The sequence below is a fragment of the Streptococcus sp. HF-1907 genome (assembly GCF_015594605.1).
In the GTDB taxonomy this organism is placed as follows: domain Bacteria; phylum Bacillota; class Bacilli; order Lactobacillales; family Streptococcaceae; genus Streptococcus.
On sequence record NZ_JADNQT010000002.1, the window covers coordinates 85,484 to 104,934 of the forward strand.

At 42.7% G+C, this 19,451-nt stretch carries 21 protein-coding genes; 4 read left to right on the forward strand and 17 right to left on the reverse strand.

Features of this window, described 5'->3' with window-relative positions; all coding sequences use genetic code 11:
• Window positions 1-281 precede the first annotated feature (281 nt).
• Window positions 282-1,136 (forward strand): glutathione S-transferase C-terminal domain-containing protein, encoded by an 855-nt coding sequence (locus IYQ92_RS02270; RefSeq protein ID WP_195675148.1) that lies wholly within the window; start codon window positions 282-284, stop codon window positions 1,134-1,136.
• A gap of 40 nt (window positions 1,137-1,176) precedes the next feature.
• Here the strand turns inward: IYQ92_RS02270 and IYQ92_RS02275 are convergent, their stop codons facing one another.
• Window positions 1,177-1,398 (reverse strand): DUF4649 family protein, encoded by a 222-nt coding sequence (locus IYQ92_RS02275; protein WP_195675149.1) that lies wholly within the window; start codon window positions 1,396-1,398, stop codon window positions 1,177-1,179.
• Window positions 1,399-2,161: 763 nt separating this feature from the next.
• On the opposite strand from IYQ92_RS02275, the gene IYQ92_RS02280 reads away from it, so the two are divergent.
• Window positions 2,162-2,401 (forward strand): hypothetical protein, encoded by a 240-nt coding sequence (locus tag IYQ92_RS02280; RefSeq protein WP_195675150.1) that lies wholly within the window; start codon window positions 2,162-2,164, stop codon window positions 2,399-2,401.
• A 21-nt stretch (window positions 2,402-2,422) separates the two neighbouring features.
• Here the strand turns inward: IYQ92_RS02280 and fni are convergent, their stop codons facing one another.
• From fni to IYQ92_RS02360, 16 genes are all read right to left on the reverse strand, one after another.
• Window positions 2,423-3,427 carry a type 2 isopentenyl-diphosphate Delta-isomerase gene (gene fni, locus IYQ92_RS02285; RefSeq protein WP_195675151.1) on the reverse strand — a complete coding sequence of 335 codons (1,005 nt, stop codon included), beginning with the start codon at window positions 3,425-3,427 and terminating at the stop codon, window positions 2,423-2,425.
• Window positions 3,424-4,416 (reverse strand): phosphomevalonate kinase, encoded by a 993-nt coding sequence (locus IYQ92_RS02290; protein ID WP_195675152.1) that lies wholly within the window; start codon window positions 4,414-4,416, stop codon window positions 3,424-3,426. The genes fni and IYQ92_RS02290 overlap by 4 nt, the downstream gene beginning before the upstream one ends.
• Window positions 4,409-5,353, reverse strand: coding sequence for a diphosphomevalonate decarboxylase (gene mvaD, locus IYQ92_RS02295; protein ID WP_195675153.1), 945 nt, complete (start codon window positions 5,351-5,353; stop codon window positions 4,409-4,411). The genes IYQ92_RS02290 and mvaD overlap by 8 nt, the downstream gene beginning before the upstream one ends.
• Window positions 5,335-6,213, reverse strand: coding sequence for a mevalonate kinase (mvk, locus tag IYQ92_RS02300; RefSeq protein WP_195675154.1), 879 nt, complete (start codon window positions 6,211-6,213; stop codon window positions 5,335-5,337). Before mvk ends, mvaD begins: the two co-directional genes overlap by 19 nt.
• Window positions 6,214-6,763: 550 nt before the next feature.
• Window positions 6,764-7,546 (reverse strand): tryptophan synthase subunit alpha, encoded by a 783-nt coding sequence (gene trpA, locus IYQ92_RS02305; RefSeq protein ID WP_195675155.1) that lies wholly within the window; start codon window positions 7,544-7,546, stop codon window positions 6,764-6,766.
• On the reverse strand, window positions 7,546-8,754 hold the full coding sequence (trpB, locus tag IYQ92_RS02310) for a tryptophan synthase subunit beta (RefSeq protein WP_195675156.1): 1,209 nt from the start codon (window positions 8,752-8,754) through the stop codon (window positions 7,546-7,548). Before trpB ends, trpA begins: the two co-directional genes overlap by 1 nt.
• Window positions 8,732-9,331: a phosphoribosylanthranilate isomerase gene (locus IYQ92_RS02315; protein WP_195675157.1), complete on the reverse strand. Its 600-nt coding sequence runs from the start codon at window positions 9,329-9,331 to the stop codon at window positions 8,732-8,734. Before IYQ92_RS02315 ends, trpB begins: the two co-directional genes overlap by 23 nt.
• The gene (gene trpC / locus IYQ92_RS02320; RefSeq protein ID WP_195675158.1) at window positions 9,318-10,088 is read right to left on the reverse strand and encodes an indole-3-glycerol phosphate synthase TrpC; all 771 of its coding nucleotides are present in this window, start codon (window positions 10,086-10,088) and stop codon (window positions 9,318-9,320) included. The genes IYQ92_RS02315 and trpC overlap by 14 nt, the downstream gene beginning before the upstream one ends.
• Window positions 10,081-11,088, reverse strand: a complete 1,008-nt coding sequence (gene trpD / locus IYQ92_RS02325; protein WP_195675159.1) for an anthranilate phosphoribosyltransferase — start codon at window positions 11,086-11,088, stop codon at window positions 10,081-10,083. Before trpD ends, trpC begins: the two co-directional genes overlap by 8 nt.
• A gap of 10 nt (window positions 11,089-11,098) precedes the next feature.
• Window positions 11,099-11,662, reverse strand: coding sequence for an aminodeoxychorismate/anthranilate synthase component II (locus IYQ92_RS02330; protein ID WP_195675160.1), 564 nt, complete (start codon window positions 11,660-11,662; stop codon window positions 11,099-11,101).
• The gene (trpE, locus tag IYQ92_RS02335; protein WP_195675161.1) at window positions 11,659-13,017 is read right to left on the reverse strand and encodes an anthranilate synthase component I; all 1,359 of its coding nucleotides are present in this window, start codon (window positions 13,015-13,017) and stop codon (window positions 11,659-11,661) included. Before trpE ends, IYQ92_RS02330 begins: the two co-directional genes overlap by 4 nt.
• Before the next feature lie 328 nt (window positions 13,018-13,345).
• On the reverse strand, window positions 13,346-14,245 hold the full coding sequence (locus IYQ92_RS02340) for a lactate/malate family dehydrogenase (RefSeq protein ID WP_195675162.1): 900 nt from the start codon (window positions 14,243-14,245) through the stop codon (window positions 13,346-13,348).
• Window positions 14,246-14,358: 113 nt separating this feature from the next.
• Window positions 14,359-15,393, reverse strand: coding sequence for a glutathione S-transferase C-terminal domain-containing protein (locus IYQ92_RS02345; protein ID WP_195675163.1), 1,035 nt, complete (start codon window positions 15,391-15,393; stop codon window positions 14,359-14,361).
• A gap of 84 nt (window positions 15,394-15,477) precedes the next feature.
• Window positions 15,478-16,440, reverse strand: a complete 963-nt coding sequence (locus IYQ92_RS02350) for a glutathione S-transferase family protein (RefSeq protein ID WP_195675164.1) — start codon at window positions 16,438-16,440, stop codon at window positions 15,478-15,480.
• 14 nt (window positions 16,441-16,454) lie between these two features.
• Window positions 16,455-16,940, reverse strand: a complete 486-nt coding sequence (locus tag IYQ92_RS02355; protein WP_195675165.1) for a GNAT family N-acetyltransferase — start codon at window positions 16,938-16,940, stop codon at window positions 16,455-16,457.
• An 11-nt stretch (window positions 16,941-16,951) separates the two neighbouring features.
• The gene (locus IYQ92_RS02360) at window positions 16,952-17,803 is read right to left on the reverse strand and encodes a transporter substrate-binding domain-containing protein (protein WP_195675166.1); all 852 of its coding nucleotides are present in this window, start codon (window positions 17,801-17,803) and stop codon (window positions 16,952-16,954) included.
• 176 nt (window positions 17,804-17,979) lie between these two features.
• On the opposite strand from IYQ92_RS02360, the gene IYQ92_RS10175 reads away from it, so the two are divergent.
• Window positions 17,980-18,378, forward strand: a complete 399-nt coding sequence (locus IYQ92_RS10175; RefSeq protein WP_229311271.1) for a hypothetical protein — start codon at window positions 17,980-17,982, stop codon at window positions 18,376-18,378.
• Window positions 18,312-19,373: a Sapep family Mn(2+)-dependent dipeptidase gene (locus tag IYQ92_RS02365; protein ID WP_324253049.1), complete on the forward strand. Its 1,062-nt coding sequence runs from the start codon at window positions 18,312-18,314 to the stop codon at window positions 19,371-19,373. Before IYQ92_RS10175 ends, IYQ92_RS02365 begins: the two co-directional genes overlap by 67 nt.
• Window positions 19,374-19,451 lie beyond the last annotated feature (78 nt).

Below are 19,451 nucleotides of genomic sequence, written 5' to 3' on the forward strand. Positions count from 1 at the left end.
AATCAGTCCTGGCATTATCATCACACCCCTTGGTCGTCATGAGCTCAATTCAGAAAATGCAGCTGGCTACCAAGTCATTGCTGCTCTTAAAGCTGGACGCATTAAATTCTAATAATAAAGGAAAAGCAATCTAATCTTTCTTCACTTTGAAAAGATTAGATTGTTTTTTGATTATTATGTCAATTTAGTCAATAAATCAAAGAAACTTATCATAGCAAATCCCTACTTTTTTTACTGTTTTTTGCTATACTAATCATAAGAAAATTCAGAAAGGTTAACTTATGACTACTTTTACCGCTAAATTTATTGACCAAGAATGGGAAGTTCCTGTTGAATCTGGTCGCTACCATATGATTGTTGGGGAGTTTTGTCCTTATGCTCAACGTCCTCAAATTGCCCGTCTCTTGCTGGGGCTTGAAGAACACATCTCTATTTCATTTGTGAAAAATGTGCCAACCGAGATTGGGCTTGTTTTTGACCAAACAGAACCTGTGACTGGTGCCATGAGCATGAAAGAAATTTATGAAAGCATGGACCCTAACTATGAGGGTTCTTATACGATTCCTGTCCTTATTGACAAGACTGACAATCGTATCGTCTGCAAGGAGTCTGCTGATATGTTGCGCCTGTTCACGACCGCCTTTGCTGAACTGCATAAAGCAGATGCGCCAGTACTTTTCACTGAGGACCAAGCGCCAGCTATTGACCCAGCCATTAAAACCATCAACCAAGACTTCCACAGCCTCATGTACAAGTTCGCTTTCTTGGATAATCAGGCTGACTACGATGCTTATACTGAGAAGTTCTTCGCATTCCTTGATAATATGGAAGTAACCCTTAGCAAGCAGGCTTTTGTGGCGGGAAATGAGCTGAGCGAAGCTGATATTCACTTCTACACGCTAGTCGTTCGTTGGGATGTAGCTTGCCGTGAGCTCCTTCTCATTAACAAATACAGCCTTGAAGACTATCCTCATGTCTTTGCCTGGGCTAAGAAACTCTATAATGACTTTGGACTCAAATCACTGACAAATCCTCAAGCTATCAAAGAAAATTACTATCTTGGTAAATTTGGTAAAGCCACGCATGTCCATCAAATTCTCCCAGCTGGTCCAAATATGGCTAAGTGGGAAAACTAAGCATACAAAAATCGTCTAGCCCTTGCTAAACGATTTTTTATTAGTCTTCAAACTGAGACCAGTCAAACTCATTAAAGGTCTTGAAAAGGTCTCCAAATGTTCCTTTGTAACCCACATCTTTACCCTTGTAAGTCACACTTGTCACAGGGTAATAGTCTGGTACCGTTAAACAGCCCATCAACATTCTTGAAAAATCATTAGGGTCATCGAACGTTTGTGTACGAACAACATCATAAGCATCTTTATATGTTAATTCAATCATATTATTGCTCCTTTATTTATCTTAACTTTAGTTTAAGTGTTTTATAGGAGCAAGTCAACTGATTGATTTAGGAATTAGCTTCCCGTAATTTTCTATAAAAGAAATAATCTACCTTTTTCAAAGCAGCCACACTTTAAGTCACTTTCATGCCCTGCAAATATGATTTCCTCAGCCAGATGTTGAAATCGTTCTGAATCATGTGATGGACTAAATCCAGCTTAGCTCTGCCATTTTCCAAAATTTCGACCTGTGGCACATAAGTTTAGATAATGATACTTCCATAGTACTTCCTTTTCAAAGTTTTGGCTATTATAATATAGTCCCTTCTGTATTTCTGTTCCAGTTAGCCTTTCTCAAAAAAGAACAATTTTTTCGTCAAAAATTTTCTTGAAAAGGTTATAATATAGACGAAAAGGTGGTTTTTATGATGAAGAAAATAGTAACAGGATTCCTAAATCTCTTATGTCTTATCACTTTGTCTACCTGCCAGCCGAAAACAGCTCAAACAACTAGTAGCTAGACTAGCAGCTCAACCAGTATTTCAAAAGCCTCATCATCAAGTCAAAGCAAGGCAAGTCAATCTAGCACTAGTCAGTCAGAGTCTCCTACTTCTTCCACAAGCCAAAGTTCAACTGAAACAAGTAGCCAAGAAACATCTCAAACTGAACTTCTTCAAAGCGGAGATTATAGCCTCCTTGCTGGAAATTGGCAGAATCAGGTAGAAAGTTTCCAAATTGCAAAAGATGGTAGTATTGCTGGAGACTTGTTCATTCAAGGTGTTCATTTGGATGGTGAAATTGTTCAACTCACCGTCCAAACTCGTTCTGGGGACACTTTCATTTTTAACTATGTCCCTGCAAACATCGAACCGCCCCAGTCCTGTTTTTACCCTGAAGGTGGTGGAGATATTTCTGATACTAGTCGTGAAAGAATTATTAAGTCCGATAGCCTTCTTTTCGGAAACAATAACTACCGAGACCATGTCTACTGTCGTGCAGATTAAAATAAGGTTTGAGATTTTCTCTCAAGCCTTATTTTCTTTGTTATTCGTTGATAAATTTCCATACAAAAGATAGTCAACCTGTCTTAGCTCTGCAATGGTTCGGCAATTTAAAGCACACATAATCAGACGCAAGTCCTCTTTCCAGCCGTTGATGATGTCAATGACTTCTTCAACTTGGTAGCGTTCTACCAGCTCTAATACTGTCCGTGATAGACCAACAGCTTTTGCTCCCAGAACCAAACATTTGATAATATCAAGTGGGTGTCGGACACCACCTGACGCTAGAATTTCCATTTTATCCATCATGGGTTGGGCATTGATGAGTGCTTGAACTGTTGCTTGCCCCCAGGTATTTAGATAAGAGCGGTCTCGACCACGTTGATTTTCGATGTAGGCGAAGCTAGTGCCTCCACGACCTGAAATATCAACTGTGCGAATTCCTAAATCGTAGGCATCCTTGATAGACTGCAAGTCCATTCCAAATCCCACTTCTTTCAGAATGAGTGGTGTCTTGATTTGGCTGACATAATCTTTAAGATTTGACCGCCAGCTTTTGAATTCTCGCTCACCTTCTGGCATGAGGAGTTCCTGCATGACATTGACATGGACTTGGAGGAAGATTGGCTTCATGGCTTCCACCGTCTGAAGGCCTGCCGATACTGGCTTATCTAGACCAATGTTGGTTGCTAGTTTGAGATTTGGGTAAAGCTCCGTCGTCGGATAAGAGTCATCTTGCGCATTTTTGAGCGCAGCTGAGTAGGAACCTGTCACCATGACGAGTCCTGTCGCTTGAGCGACCTGAGCCAACTTCCGGTTAACCGCTTTGCCTTTTTCACTTCCGCCAGTCATGGCATTGATGTAGAAAGGAAAATCAAAATGCTGACCAGCGAAGTCTGTCGAGAGGTCAATCTCCGCCACGTCGTATCGAGGGAGAGAGCTGTGAATGAGCTCCATATCGTCAAAACTGTTATAGGGCGACTGGTATTTGAGGGCGTACTTGATGTGGTCATCTTTGCGGTTGGTCATGACAATGTCTCCTTGATTAGGCATTCAATTCCCGCTTGAGCCCAGCGGTCAATCAGTAGTTGGCTATCTTGGGGACTGAACGATAGGGCAATGCCGCAATCCCCACCACCCGAGCCTGAAGATTTGGCGACAATATCCAGCCCCTGACTAGCTAACTTAAGCTCCTGCAAACTTCCAGTGTAGATGGCTGGATGCAAGTCTTCAAGAAGTTGGCTGACAGCCTCTAGGCTGGCTTTAATCCCAGCTTTGTCATTGGTTTTTAGGGCAAATAGCAGAGCTTGCACCTGATTTTGGGTCTGTGTCAGAAAATCTTGGTCAATATTAGCTTTGACAAGATTAATCATATTTTTTGAAATGGATGGTTGTCTGGTCCAACCGACCAAAAAATCAATGACTAAATCGGTGTGAACAGGCTCGACAGTGTAACCCCAATCTTTTTCCAAAACATCCCTTAATGGCAGTTGAGAAATCCAGCACGCTACTTGACCACGGTCAAAAGCGGTAAAGGCGATTAAGTTATCATAGGCAATACAAGCGACATCCCCCATTGAACCATTATCACCCCTCTTTAAGAGGACATAACTTGATAGTTTAAAAAGCTGGTCTGGTTTTAGGTCTATGTCATAGAGTGCAGCCATGGCTTTGATAGTCAGAACAACCACACTGCCACTAGAACCAATGCCAAATTTGAGACCGTCTTTCTCTAATTTGCCAGTGATGGATAGGGTGAATGGGTGGATAGACTGGTCTTGCCCGCGCAGCCATTCCTCCATAACCATGACCACTTCTTGGATGAGGCTATAATGGTCATCTGGTGTCATGTCCACACTGTAATCAAACATATCAGACGATAGCTGGTAGCGGTCTGCGCTAGCAATTTCTCCCGTCATATAAATAGGGATATTCTTGATAAGGGCGGTTTGGTCTGGCTCTAAAATGGCGTATTCACCTGCTAGATATAATTTTCCGCCTGTTTTTACCTTAAACATTGACTGGGTCCTTTGTGCGTGATTTGATGACGCGATAATCTTTTTCAAAGATGGCCGCTAGGCGGTCCAGGTCTTCTTCTAAGCAGAGGACCTTAACATTTGGTCCTGCATCCATGGTGAAGTAGCAATGTTCGCCTTGCGCTCGAAGGGCTTTGACTGCCTCCATAGCCTTGTAAGATTCTTCATTGAGGTAAGAAAAAGCCGGTGTGCAGTGTCTTGGTAAATCGTGCATGGCAAGGGCGTTGCGCTCGGTCAATTCACCAATTTTTTCAAAGTCATTAGCCTTGAGATAGGCAAGCATATCCTTGTAATCCTGCTCTGACTGCTTAACCCATTCTGGGAAGGTTGAAGCGGTTTCTGAGCACAGTTTCATGCCATCGCGACTAGAAATCGGCTTTCTCTGGTCATTTAGAACCAGCATAATCATGGCTAACTTAAGGTCCGTTTCAACTTTATAAATGGCTCCGCTATCCTTATCCCAAGCTGACAGGGGACCAAAGAAAGAACGTGATGATGACCCAGAAGCAAATTTGGCTTCCTGAGCCAATTCTTCTTGGTTAAGTCCAGCTTCAAAGAAGTCATTACAAGCCTTGACCAGGGCTGACAAGCCACTTGAAGAGGAAGAGAGACCCGCTGAGGTTGGCATATTGTTTTGAGTTTCGATTTTGACAAAAACTTTCTTGTCCCCACGGAAACGGTCTAAGATAGCTGACATTTTAGCGTGCTCTTGCTCATTTTGGAGGACGCCTGAGATGTAAAATTCATCCTGTGTAGCGCTTGATGGTAAAGCTGTCAGCCTTGTCTTAGTGTACATGTTTTCAAGGGTTAGGGAGATTGAGCTTGTGGCTGGAATCATCTTGACAGCGTCAGCCTTTCCCCAATATTTGATGATTGCAATGTTGGCGTAGGATTTGACGCTCACAGTTTTTCCGTCCATGTGTTGATGGCTCCTTCTTCTTTTAATTTTTGGATGAGTCGCTCTGCTTCTTCACTTGTCTTGACTAGGGCGATGATGCAACCACCTAGACCTCCGCCACTCATTTTAGCGCCTAGAGCACCCGCTGACCGGGCTACCTGCACTAAGTGGTCGGCTTCAGGGCATGAGACTCCTAAGCGCGCCAGCAAGCCATGAGCTTGATTTATGGCATTTCCTAAAGCCTGCAAATCAGCTTGCTCTATGGCTTTCTCTGCCTCTAGAGCTAGCTCTCCGAGGTTTTTAAGCAATGGCAGAGCTGTCTGACCGGATTTTCGGACCTTGTCAACTGCCTCGCTGGTGTGACCGTGAATGCCTGTGTCAGCGATGACCAGACATGCATCGAGATTCATAGTTAGGCTAGCAAAACCGAGATTCCGAATGAACTTGATAGGGCGGTCGCTGAGGCAAGTTTTGGCGTCCAAACCGCTGGGATTGGAATGGGCAATCATCTCCGCCTGATTAACCAGATTTTCCAGCAAATCAGCCGTCAAGTCCTGATCAAAATAATCAAAAACTGCTCGAATAGCAGCAATCGCTACCGCCGCCGATGACCCCATACCACGACGTTGAGGCACCTGCGAATCAACAAGGTAAGTCAGCTGAGCATCCTCTTGTCCCAGATACTCCAAAGCCGCAAAAATAGCGGTCGCTAAGGGATCTGTCATATCGAATTTTAGTGTCTCATCGCCTGCTGTAATCCTACAAGTAACCTCAATATTTTTTAGGGGCAGGGCAATGGCAGGATGCCCATAAACCACCGAATGTTCGCCCATAAGAATAATCTTGCTGTGGGCTTTTCCAATTCCTGTTTTCTTTTCCATATGATTTCTCTAAATAGTTTTATTCACCATACTATTATAGTATAAGTCAAGCAAAAAAGCGACTTTTGAGCGAGTCGCTTTCTCATTATTGTGGAAATTGAAAAATATTTTTATCAAGAACGACTTGAAGGTCAAAGGCAACTGTTTTATCACCACGGAAAGTAACGAGCACACGCTCAGCGGTTAATTCCTTGATTGTTCCGACACCGAATTTTGGATGTCAACCAAGCGTCCACGGTAAAATTGTTTTTCCAAAACGCTTCTGAAGCTAGGAAGTTCTTGCTTAAAATTAGTAGAGCGAACTTGATAACTGTCACATCTTGCTGATCCGTGACAGCGCCTTTCTAATTTTAGGCAGAGTCCATTCTCAAAAAATTAGCAGCGCGAGCGATGGCGCTTATCATCATCCCCTTCAGCTCTCGTAAATTTTCCGACATGCCAGGGCGTTCCCATCAGTTGTCCAAGTGCCATGATTCCCTCCTTAAATGGATTCAGAATCACCATTATAGCAAGAAAATAGCAAAAAAGCAGTCGCTAGAACTGCTTAAATTTATTTTGTGACTTGCACTGCTTCCTTGATAAACTGTGAAATATCTGCTTTTTTACCTTCATGAAGGGCTTTTACGATTTTTGAACCAACGATAACACCGTCTGAAACTTTGTTGAAACGTTTGACATCGTCAAGGCTTGAAACGCCAAATCCTGTTACGACTGGAATTTGAGCAAGGTCAGTCAAGGCTTTTAAGTGCTTGTCTAAATCGTCTCGATAGCGAGAGCCATTTCCAGTAACACCGTTAACAGCAACTGCATAGACAAATCCTTCAGCACCATCAACCAAGACTTTCTGACGTTCAAGCCCCGTCGTCAAGCTGACAAGTGGAATAAGAGCAATATCTGAACCTTCAAGAAATGGTTTGATAAAATACTCCTGCTCATGAGGAAGGTCGGGGATAATCAGACCCTTGACCGCTGTCCCTTTCAAATCAGACACCAACTGCTCCAGACCGTATTGATACAAGGTATTGAAATAAGTCATGATAATCAACGGAGCAGCTGATGAAATGTTTTTTAGAGCTGAAACAACATTGTGTGGTGTTGTGCCATTTTTGATAGAACGAATGCCCGCTAACTCGATGACAGGACCATCTGCAACTGGGTCTGAGAAAGGAATTCCAACTTCAATAGCTGTCACTCCCAAGTCATTCAGGTCACTAATAGTTTCTTGTAAACCTTCCACACCTTTCTCGTGGTCACCTGCCATGATGTAAGGGATGAAAATGCCTTTTTGCGTTGCTTTTTTCTTTTCTAATACTTGTGTAAGTGTCTTAACCATTAGTTTGCCCCCTTTTCTTGTTCCAAACGTTCTTTGACCTGTACCACGTCTTTATCACCACGACCCGATAGACAGACGACGATATCCTTATCAGGACCTAGCTCTTTTGCCAATTCCAAGACATAAGCGATAGCGTGACTTGATTCAAGGGCAGGAATAATGCCTTCTAGTTTAGACAAAATCTTGAAACCTTCCAAGGCTTCCTCATCAGTAATTGGAACATACTTAGCTCTGCCGATTTCCTTAAAGTGAGAATGCTCTGGACCAATCCCTGGATAATCAAGCCCAGCTGAGATTGAGAAAGCTTCCAAGACTTGACCTTCGGCATCTTGAAGCAAGTCCATCAAAGAGCCGTGCAAAACACCTGGACGCCCTTTGGTCATGGTTGCAGCATGATAAGCGGTATCAGTACCAAGACCTGCTGCCTCAACCCCATACATATCAACAGACTCGTCATTGACAAATGGGTAGAAAAGCCCAATGGCATTTGACCCGCCACCAACACAGGCAACCACTGCATCTGGCAACTCACGACCAGTTTGCTCAGCGTATTGGCGTTTAGCTTCTTTTCCGATGACCGATTGGAAATCACGCACAATTTCTGGGAATGGTGCTGGTCCAAGGGCAGAGCCCATGATGTAGTGAGTGTCGTCGACATTTGCTACCCAGTAGCGGAGCGCAGCATTGACGGCATCTTTGAGCACGCGCGAGCCATCCGTAACTGCCTCAACTTTAGCGCCTAAAAGTTCCATACGGAAAACGTTTAAACTTTGGCGCTTGACATCTTCTTCACCCATGAAAATGGTGCATTCCATGTCAAATAAGGCTGCCGCAGTTGCTGTCGCAACACCGTGTTGACCTGCGCCTGTCTCAGCAATAATTTTCGTTTTACCCATACGTTTTGCAAGTAACACTTGACCGAGGGCGTTGTTGATTTTGTGGGCACCCGTATGGTTGAGGTCCTCACGTTTTAAGAAAATACGAGCCCCACCAACATGGTCAGTCAAACGTTTGGCGAAATAAAGGGGATTTTCACGACCAACGTAGTTGACTAAAAGGTTATCTAGTTCCGCTTGAAAACTTGGGTCTGCCTTGGCTTCACGGTAAGCCTGATCCAATTCTAAGACCGCAGTCATCAAGGTCTCAGGAATAAAACGTCCACCAAAATTACCGTAAAATCCTTTGTTATCTGGTTCTTGATATGTCATTTTTTACTTCTCCTATAAATGCACTTATTTTTGCTAAGTCTTTCTTGCCATCTGTTTCAACGCCAGAAGAAACATCTACTGCATAAGGTTGAAAATGATTGATGCAAGACTTAACATTGTCAACCGTTAATCCACCAGCGATAAAGACTGGCTTGTCTACATGAGTAATATCTAAGGCAGACCAATCAAATGTCTCTCCTGCTCCAGAAACAGGAGCATCAAATAAATAATAATCCGCTTTTTCAAGCTTCGGAACTTGTCCTTCCTTAACTGAAATCGCCCTAATCACTGGTAAGCCAAAGGAAAGACAGACTTTCTCGTCATAATCGCCATGAATCTGAATGAGGTCTAGCCCAACTTTAGAGATAGCTTCTTCAAGTTCTTCTTTATCTGGGCTGACAAAGACACCGATTTTCTTAACCTTAGTTGTCAAACCTTCCACCAAGGCTGATGCCTGATCTGCTGTCACTTGGCGACGGCTGGGCGCAAAGACAAATCCAATGAAATCTACATCTGCTTCAATAGCCGTTTCAATTGCTGCTCGGTCTGATAGGCCGCATATTTTAACTTTTGTCAAGACAAAGCTCCCTCACCTTCTCTTCAACACTATCTGCTGTCATCAAGGCTGTCCCGCACAAAATACCATCGTAGGCTGATGCAATCTTTGCCACATCAGCACCGTTTTCAAGAGCTGATTCTGAGATGTAGACTGCCTCATCTTTTAGATAGGGGATAAGGCTCACACTGGTTTCAAGATTGGTTTGGAAGGTCTTGAGATTACGATTATTGACACCGATGATTTTAGCTCCCAAGCTGTGGGCTACCTGTAATTCTTCCAGATTATGTGTCTCAACTAATGCCTCCATACCGATACTGTAAGCGAAATCGTAGAGTTCTTTTAAACGCGTCTCTGATAAAGCAGCTACGATCAAGAGAACAACTGTCGCGCCAGCATTTCTCCCAGCAATAATCTGCTTTTCGTCAATGATAAAATCTTTCTGCAAGGTCGGAATAGCCACCTGACTCGAAATCTCTTCAAGATAGGCGGTATCTCCTTTGAAAAATTCTCGGTCACAAAGGACTGAAATCATGGCTGTACCATTAGCTTCATAAGTCTTGGCTTGCTTAACAATATCAACATCTGTGTTAATATCACCCAAACTTGGACTGGCTTTTTTGACTTCAGCAATCAATTGGATTCGATTTTGATTAGCTTTAACATGGTCGTAAAAAGAATAGCTTTGTCGCAAAGGCTCCATCGTTTGAGGCTCCATGGCTGCAACTTCTTTTTCTTTGACGGCTAAAATGCGTTCTAAAAAGGTGCTATCAGTCATGTCCAGCCTCCTTAAGTGCCTCGAGTTTTTCCAAGGCTTTCCCAGATGCAATAACTTGTCGGGCTAGCGCAATGCCCTCTTTAATAGTATCAACTTTTCCTGCTGCAAAGAAGCCAAGACTTGCATTAAGGACTGTTGTTTCAAGGAAGGGACTAGCTTGATTTTCTAGTACCGACCGAAAGATTTGAGCATTTTCCTCAGCATCTCCACCTCGAATATCATCTAAGTCATATCTCTCCATTCCAAGATCAGCATAGCTAAAACTTCCCTTGCTTATCTTCCCGTGATCTAAAAGGGTATAATGATTGACACCATAAAGCGCAGCTTCATCCATCCGATCTGGTCCAGTAATAATCAAGGCACGCTTACGACCAAGGTAGTCTAAAACCTTTGCACAAGTTTCCTGTAAATCCTCACGATAAAGTCCCATCAGCTGGTGATCAAGTTCCATGGGATGATTGAGGGGACCAATGATATTCATGATGGTTGGAATACCAAGCGCCTGTCTAGCTGGTGAAATATAACGCATGACTGGGTGCATGGCTTGGGCGAACAGAAAGGCAATTCCAACTTTGGACAATTGTCGGCTGATAGCCTCAGGACCCACTGTCAGATTGACTCCCAAGGCCTCTAGGACATCCGCAGAGCCCGATTTTGAAGAAATTGAACGATTACCGTGTTTTGCAACTGTAATACCACCACCTGCAAGAACAAAGGCTGTCGTTGTTGAGATATTGAACGAAAAGGACTGGTCACCACCTGTACCACAATTGTCCATGAGACCCGTAAAATCACCAGGAATTTCCTGAGCATAACTTCGGATAACATCGATAAGCCCTGTAATCTCATCAAGACTTTCTCCCTTTTCGGTTAAGCCCATCAAGAAAGCAGCCACTTGGGCATCTGATAATTGCCCATTAAAAATCCTCTCAGCTACTGCTGTCATCTCATCTTTTGTTAAATCTTCTTTTGCAACTAATTTACTAAAAATCTCTTTCATCGACTACCTCCTAGCCCACTAAGGCCACAAAGTTTTTAATCATGGTCATGCCATCATCCGTTCCAATCGATTCAGGGTGAAATTGCAGACCGTAGATTTGTTTTTCTTGATTCTGAATCCCCATGATTTCATGGTCGTCAATTGTTCGACAGGTAACCTCAAAACCGTTCGGCATTTGAGAAACAACGATAGAATGATAACGCATGACGTCTGTTTCTTGATAAATATTTTTGAAAATTGGAGAAACATTTTCAAGTGCCATCTTGCTTTGCTTGCCATGCATAACTTGCTTAGCCAAGTCAAGTTTGCCTCCAAAGACCTCAGCGATTGCTTGATGTCCAAGACAAATTCCTAAAATAGGTTTCTGCCCAGCAAATTCTTTTATCACCGCCTCCATTTTTCCAGCATCTGCCGGCCAACCTGGTCCCGGTGACATGACCAGTGCGTCTGCCTGTTCTGCTAAGTCAAACAGGTTTTCGTCATCATTTCGAACCACTTCAACAGCTGTAAATGCTGCTAAATATTGCTTGAGATTAAAGGTAAAGGAATCATAATTATCAACAAGTAAAATCATTGGCTGTCTCCAATCTTTGTCATTGCCTTGGCTTTATTGATGGTTTCTTGATATTCATTTTCTGGAATAGAATCATAGACAATACCTGCACCGGCCTGCACATAGGCTTTGCCATTTTTCAAGACCATGGTCCGAATAGCAATGGCAAAATCCATATCACCTGTCGCAGACAGATAACCGATAGCACCAGCATAGATACCACGTTTTTCTTTTTCTAATTGGTAAATGCGTTGCATAGCACGAATTTTAGGTGCGCCTGAGACAGTACCTGCTGGCAAGGTCGATTTAAGGGCGTCCATCGCCGTCAAATCGCTTCGGAGTTTTCCTTTGACTAGACTGGTCAAGTGCATGACATATCGGAAATACTCAACTTCCATATATTTGGTCACTTCAACCGTGTTTGTCTCGGCAACCTTTCCAATATCATTACGGCCCAAATCAACCAACATCTGATGTTCCGCTGTCTCTTTGACATTAGAAAGCAAATCCTCTGCTAGTCCTTGGTCTTCTTCATCAGATGCCCCCCTTGGTCTCGTCCCTGCAATCGGATTGGTGACAACAGTGTCGCCTTTTACCGAAACCAAACTCTCAGGACTTGCTCCGATGACTTGGTAGTCTCCAAAATCAAAGAAATAAAGATAATTGGATGGATTGACCACTCGCAGGTTGCGGTAGTAATCTAGAGGTTCCCCTTTAAGATTAGCTGAGAAGCGTTGGCTAAGGACACATTGGAACATGTCTCCTTGACGAATCAATTCTTTAGCTTTTGTCACCATGTCAACAAAGATTTCCTGATCTAGGTGGTTGTCAAATTGAAGGGATTCGATTGCTTTCGGTGCTAATTCATCACTTGTCATGGTCTGAAGGTCAGTGAGGACTTGGTCCAAAGCGGCAGCTAGTTCTGCGTCTGAACGGTTGCGGTAGCAATTATCCTCAACAACTCGAACAACCTCTTTTTTATGGTCAAAGATGAGGTAGGACTCGTAGATGAAAAAGTGCATGTCCGGGGTGCCGATGGTATCTTCTGGAATAGTTCCGATAGGTTCGTAAAGCCCAATCATGTCATAGCTGACATAGCCAAGAGCCCCACCAGCAAAGGGAATATCCGTCTTGAAATTTTCCTTGACTGTCACTTGATTGAGGTAATCTAGAGGGTCCCGGGCAATGATTTGGTCATTTTGTGTGAGAACTCCGTCTTGGTACTTAATTTCGTAAACAGGATTATAGGCGATGATGGAATATCTGGCGTTTTCTTTTTCGCGCGGAATACTTTCAAGAATAACTTTATGTTTACCTGTCAAGCGTTTGTAAGCAAGAATTGGTGTTAAGCTATCAGCTGCTAAAATTCTTTCCATGGAAACCTCCAATCAATTTGAAAAACGAAAAACCCCACACAGAAAAACTCTGTGCGAGGGCGATATCAAAACAGCGCGGTGCCACCTCAGTTCATGACAGCATAAGACCATCATATCTCAATCTCCTCTAACAAGGAGTTGCACGGTAAGGGGTGCGCACCGAATTTACATGTGTTAAAATTCAATTTGACAATCAGTCCAATTTTCACAAACGACCGCTACTCGTTCACAATAACCACGAGCTCCCTGAAAACTTTTGTTTGTTACTTTTCTGATTGTGTTTATTATATAAGCTCTTAATTAAAATGTCAACTATTTTTTGAAAATTCTATTCATTTAGTTGATTTAATTTTTGTCTAATGGCTTGCGCTGACCTATCAAGCTGCCTTTCTTCCTCGGATGTAAGCTTGATGGGAAGACCGTTACCAATCCCCTCTGGCCTTAGGCGTACTGGCAAACTAAGATACAAATCGTAAGTCGGCTGATAAAATGACAAGGGGAAGATTCTTGTTTCTTTGGCAAGGACAGCCTTAACCACCTGATAAGCGCAATTGGCGATGGCAAAGTTTGTATAGCGTTTGCCGTTAAAGACTTCTTGTCCACCAAATCGAGCTGCGTTTTCGATAGCTACTTTGTCCTCTTCCCTGACTAAATCATCCGTCACGGTTGACCAAGCAACAAACTGAGAATCGCCATGTTCGCCCAGTACATATCCAGAAATATCACGCGGTGATAAGCCTGAGTATTCAGACAAGTGTCTTCTGAGACGACTGGTATCAAGCAAAGTCCCAGTACCAAAAATCTTCTGTCTTGGATAATCAAGTCCTTTCTGGAGCAAGGTTGTGATGGCATCACAAGGGTTGGAGATAACCACAATCAAACCATGGAAGCTTGTTTGATTGAGCTGCTCTGCTATTTTTTCAACATTAGTCGCATTGATGGCAAGCTCCACCCAACGGTCGGGGTTCTCACCGAAGTAAGCCTTGATGTCACCAACCGCTATGACAAGAATGTCAGCATCATTTAGCGCTTGATAGTCATTGATAGTGATATTGGTAAAGTGTTCGCCAAAGGCCTGACTATCTTTCAAGTCCAGAGCATCCGCTTTCAGCTTGTTAAAGTTATCATCAATCAGCACCAAATCACTGACTAATCCTGTTTGGACGACTTGATTGGCAAGCGTACTTCCAACATTGCCAAGTCCGATAATTCCGAGTTTATTTGGCATAATGACCTCCTACAAGATAGCTTTAATGTGATATGTTTAGTTTACCACCATGCTTCCATGAACGGAAATTGGTAAATCTTATGACTGGCTCTAGCTCACAACTATAGGGAAGATTATTTACGAATCAAGAATTTTTGATTTGGTGTTTTTGAGAGGTAGTGACGGGTGTGAGGTTGAGACCAAATGCCTTCAAAATCAATGTCATCTGCAAAGCGTGAATTGAAGTCGACAAAAAGTTTTTCTTTTTTCGTATCCCAACCACGCGCAATATCATGAAAGTAGGTATTGTTTCGGAAAGCTGGAATTTCGTACAAGTCACGGCAATAGCCCCAAATATTTTTGTACTCTGAAATGCGTTTTTTTAGTGGTCCAAGATTGCGGTAATAATGGGTATCAAATCGTGCTAAGGTTACAAACAAACGAACATCTGAATCTGTCACATAGTCTCCAAACAAGAAACGATTGGTTTCCAATTTTGCTTCAATGACATCGAGGGCATTGTAGAAATCTTCAAAGGCTTCGTTGTAGGCAACCAACGATTGAGCAAACATCATGCGGTAGGTTCCGTTGTTAACGAACGGGAAGAGGAAGTGGTCATAAAAATTGTCGATGTCTTGACGCAATTCTTCTGGGTAAAGCTCAGGAGCATCCTCTTTTTGGAAAGGTTTGAAGGCTGTTTCAAAGTAATTCGTCAAACGATGATAATCGTTATTAACCACTTCATAAGTATCTAAGTCAACCAAGGCAGGAACGGTTGTACGACCTGTGTAGTCTGGATCAGCACGATAATAGAATTCTGCTAAATACTCTGCACCAGTAACAGGGTCTTTGCCATCTGGCTCATAGGCAAATTCCCAACCGTATTTACGGCGTTCTGGATCTTCTGTGTGACCAACTTGATTGACAGAGATAACATCTTCAAGGCCAAGCAATTCACGAACAATGGAAGCACGATTTGACCAATGGCAGCCACGCGCCCAGAAAAGACGATATTTACCTGCAGCTGCTTTCAACTCACCTTCATCATCTCCAAAAGGCCTTGTGAAATGGTTAGGTTGGCGTTGAAAGGCACCACGTTCATCGATTTCAGTTTTTGTTTCAACAGGACGGATTTTTAGGGTTACGGGTTTAATTTCTTTAGTTGACATAGTATTTCTCCTCGTAAAATATATCTTGCAGAGGTATTTCAACCTCTAGTGTCGTTTCATTATCACTTGGCAAAAGCAGGTGACTTAGTGAATATCAAATTCTTGGCGGTCGCGGTCGTGTGGAATCAACCAAACAGACTCGTCTGGACCCTTGGGAACAATTTGTTGTGGGTTGACCTTGGCGCTCAGGTGATAATGTTTCTTGATGTGGTCAAAATGCGTTGTTGAGCCGAAAGCCTCTTGCTGATACAAGTCTCTAGCATAACCCCACAGATTTGGAAAATCAATCAAACGATTACGATTACAGTTGAAGGCATTATAGTAAGCAGCATCAAAGCGAGCTAGACTGACATAAAGTCGAATATCAGAGTCAGTAATTTGATCCCCGAAAAGATAACGTGAATGTGACAAACGCTCTTCTAACCAGTCCAAACGCTCAAATAGAACATCGTAGGCCTTATCGTAAGCCTCTTGTGTTGTCGCAAATCCGACGCAGTAGACACCGTTGTTGACTTCACGATAAATGATATCATTAAGCTCGTCGATTTGCTCCGCCAGGTGGGTTGGATAGAGATTTGGAGCGTCAGCTTTATGGAAAGGTGCCCAATCAGTCTCCAAAATACGAAGCATTTTCAAGAAGTCATTGTTGACAACCTTGCCAGTCTCGATATCGATTAAGGCTGGCACAGTAAAGCGTCCTGCATAGTTGGGAGCCGCTTTGTAATAGGCTTCGCTGAGATAATGAATGCCCAAGACAGGATCAACTTCACCCTCATCCAAGGTAAAGACCCAGTCTGTTCGAGCAACATCCGTTGGACGGACGGGATCAACCACTCCAATTAAAAAAACATCTTCGAGCCCCAATAACTTGAGTCCAATCAACTGACGATTTGCCCAAGGACAGGCATAAGAGACAATCAATCTGTACTTACCCTTTTCAACAGGTAACTGCCCCTCTTCATTTCCGAATGGAGTAACAAACTGTGTACACTGTCGTTGAAAATTGCCGTCCTTATCAATTTCTTTTTTGACGTAGTCTGTTGGCATAACTGATTCCTTTTCTAATATCTTCCAATTTCACTCTCAAAGCGATAGCCTTCTGGTAAAAAGAAGCCTTCATCTTCCATCCATTTGAGACCTTCTGGCGAACCATGACCAAAGTGTGCAAAGGCTGTTTTATTTCGGCGGAAGCCATATTTCTCATACAAAGTTAGGGTTTGTGGGTGAGTGTACAAAATCACATTGATACCCTTTAATTTTTCAAGTAAGTTTGTGATGATAGTGTGACCGACATGCTGTTTTTGATAAGCAGGGTCAACAGCTACATTATAAATGGCGCCTTGAGAGACGAAGTCTGTGAGAGCACGGCCAACACCAATAACCTGGTCGCCATCCTTGATAAAGATAGTAATATCACTGTTTTTAAAAGCTTTTTCATTGTCTGATGGGTTACTACTTGACCCAAGCCCTGCCTTATGAAGGACATCTGTGACTTGCTGAAAATCAACCTTGTTAGCATCTGTTTCAATTTGATAAGGAAATGTCATCTGTCTTACTCCTATTTGTCGTAAGTTGGTGAATAGTCTGAACCGAAATATTTCACATTGATTTTCTTAGAAGTCCCGTCTTCCACCACTTCTTTGAGGGCTTTATTGACATCTTTGACCAATTGCGTGTCATCTTTTCCAGCAACGAAGTAAGAGTAAGGTTCACCCATGAGGACATCTGCCAAGTCTCCTGTCACATCTTTTCCGACCAAATCCATGTCATATTCTTTTTGGTAATACTCAAACATAGGCTTATCCATGAGAAGGAAGTCATATTTCCCACTCTCAACACCTTGCAATTGGGCTTTCAAGTCTTCAGCCGAGTAATTGAGAGTGATTTGTTTGTCAGAGTGTTCTTTGTTGTAAGCCTCAATGGCTGTTGAAGTATTGACACCGGTTGAACCGACTGTTGAATGACCTGCCAAATCATCCCATGAATTAACTGACTTAGCTAGCTTACTACCTTTTTTGAAGATTGCTACATAAGAATTTTTGAAAATTGGGTCCGTAAAGGCATAGTTAGCTTCACGCTCTGCATTTTTAGCGATATTATTAACACCAAGCTGGTAACGTCCTGATGAGATTCCTGTAAAAATTGATGAGAATTCTGTTTTGACGATTTTTAACTTATACTGTGGCAGTTTCTTGAAAACAGCCTTTAAGAGTTCGATATTATGACCTGTTAGTTTTCCCTTGCTATCAACATAGGTGAAGGGTTTTGGCTGACCTCCCGTTGCTGCTACAACCGTTTTGGTATCTTTGTTACTAGCTAGAACTGTTTGACTTTGACTAACCGTCACTAGTCCCACACTAGCGATCAATAAGCCAGCTGCCAAATATTTTTTCCATTTCTTTTCAGTCATATCTGCATTCCTCTAACTTTCGATTTCTAAAAATAACTTGTCTCCATCTTATCACCATCAGAATTGTCTGCATAATCTATATTTTTTATGGACGGGTATAAAAAAAACTAATAGCGAGCCCCCTAGCATTTCTCCCACTACTAGGTTAGTATAGTGGCATAGAAAAGGAGGCGCTCATGTTAGATTGGAAAAGCCTATTAGAGCCTTATAAAAAGCCATTACTAGAAGATTTAGATGGATTGCTGAGGATACCATCTGTCAAGAATGTAGAAACTGTGTCCGACCAAGCCCCCTTTGGTCAAGGCATCGCTGACACCCTACAATATATGCTAGATTTGGGTGATAGAGATGGCTTCACCAGCAAAAACATCCAAGGCTACGCTGGCAGAATTAGCTTGGGACAAGGGACAGAAAGCTTAGTTATTCTAAGTCACTTGGATGTGGTCCCAGCAGACCCAACCAATGGGAAACCAAGCCCTTCGTTCCTGAAATCAAAGATGGCAAACTTATTGCTAGAGGTGCTCTTGATGACAAGGGACCGACTCTCATGGCCTACTATGCCGTCAAAATCCTAAACGATATCGGTGTCACATGGAACAAGGAAATTCAGCTCATTTATGGAACAGATGAAGAAAATGATTGGGAAGGGGTTCGCTACTATTTTGAGCATGAAGCCATGCCGGACTACGGCATTGTCCCAGATGGTATTTTCCCAATGATATATGCTGAAAAAGGGGTGGCACAAATTGATTTAACCGGTCACTTTGATACCAAAGTACTCCAGTCCTTCCAAAGTGGGCAAGCTTATAATCAAGTGCCAGATTTGGCTACTGCTACCATCAACAATCAACAAGTCGTCACCACTGATTTTGAGGCATATTTGACACAACATCACTTGACAGGAAAGCTTACTAATGACGGAAATCAACAAACCTTGACCCTCATTGGTAAGGCCGCTCATGGTTCAAGTCCTCAATCTGGTCTCAATGCCGCCACCTATCTAGCTGATTTTTTAAGCAAGCAAAAACTTGATAAGGTCAGCCATCAACTCTTAACATTTATCAAAGATAAACTTCACGATAATCAGGATGGCAAGAAGTTTGACCTTGACTTTCAGGATGAGGAACTTGGTGCAACAACGCTCAACCCTGCCATCTTCTCTTTTGTAAATGGTTTGCTAAGAATTGGCATTGATTTTAGATATCCCGCAGGTTTTGAATTTAGCAAGGCTCTCGCTCATTTGCAAGCAACAGCCAAGGATTTTGACTTGTCAGCGCAGCTTATTTCCTTAAAAGAACCCAGCCATACTGACCTTAATCACCCTTACACTAAAAAGTTGTTGGCTATCTATCGCAAGCATACTGGCGACAAGACGCCTGCGCTAGCTATTGGCGGTATCACTTATGGACGTGTCTTTAAACAAGGGGTTACTTTTGGATCTGCCTTTCTCGGCAAAAAAGCAACCCTCCATCAACCTAATGAATACATTGAACTAGAGGACCTTTTCAAGGCCTTAGAAATTTATCTGGATGCACTTTATCAGTTAGCCACTGAGGAAGGAAAGTCATAGAAAAAAGCAAATCAAGACCTTAATTGATATACTCCCCCTATAGTGGACAGTGAAAAAACAAAATTTACTAAAAGCTAC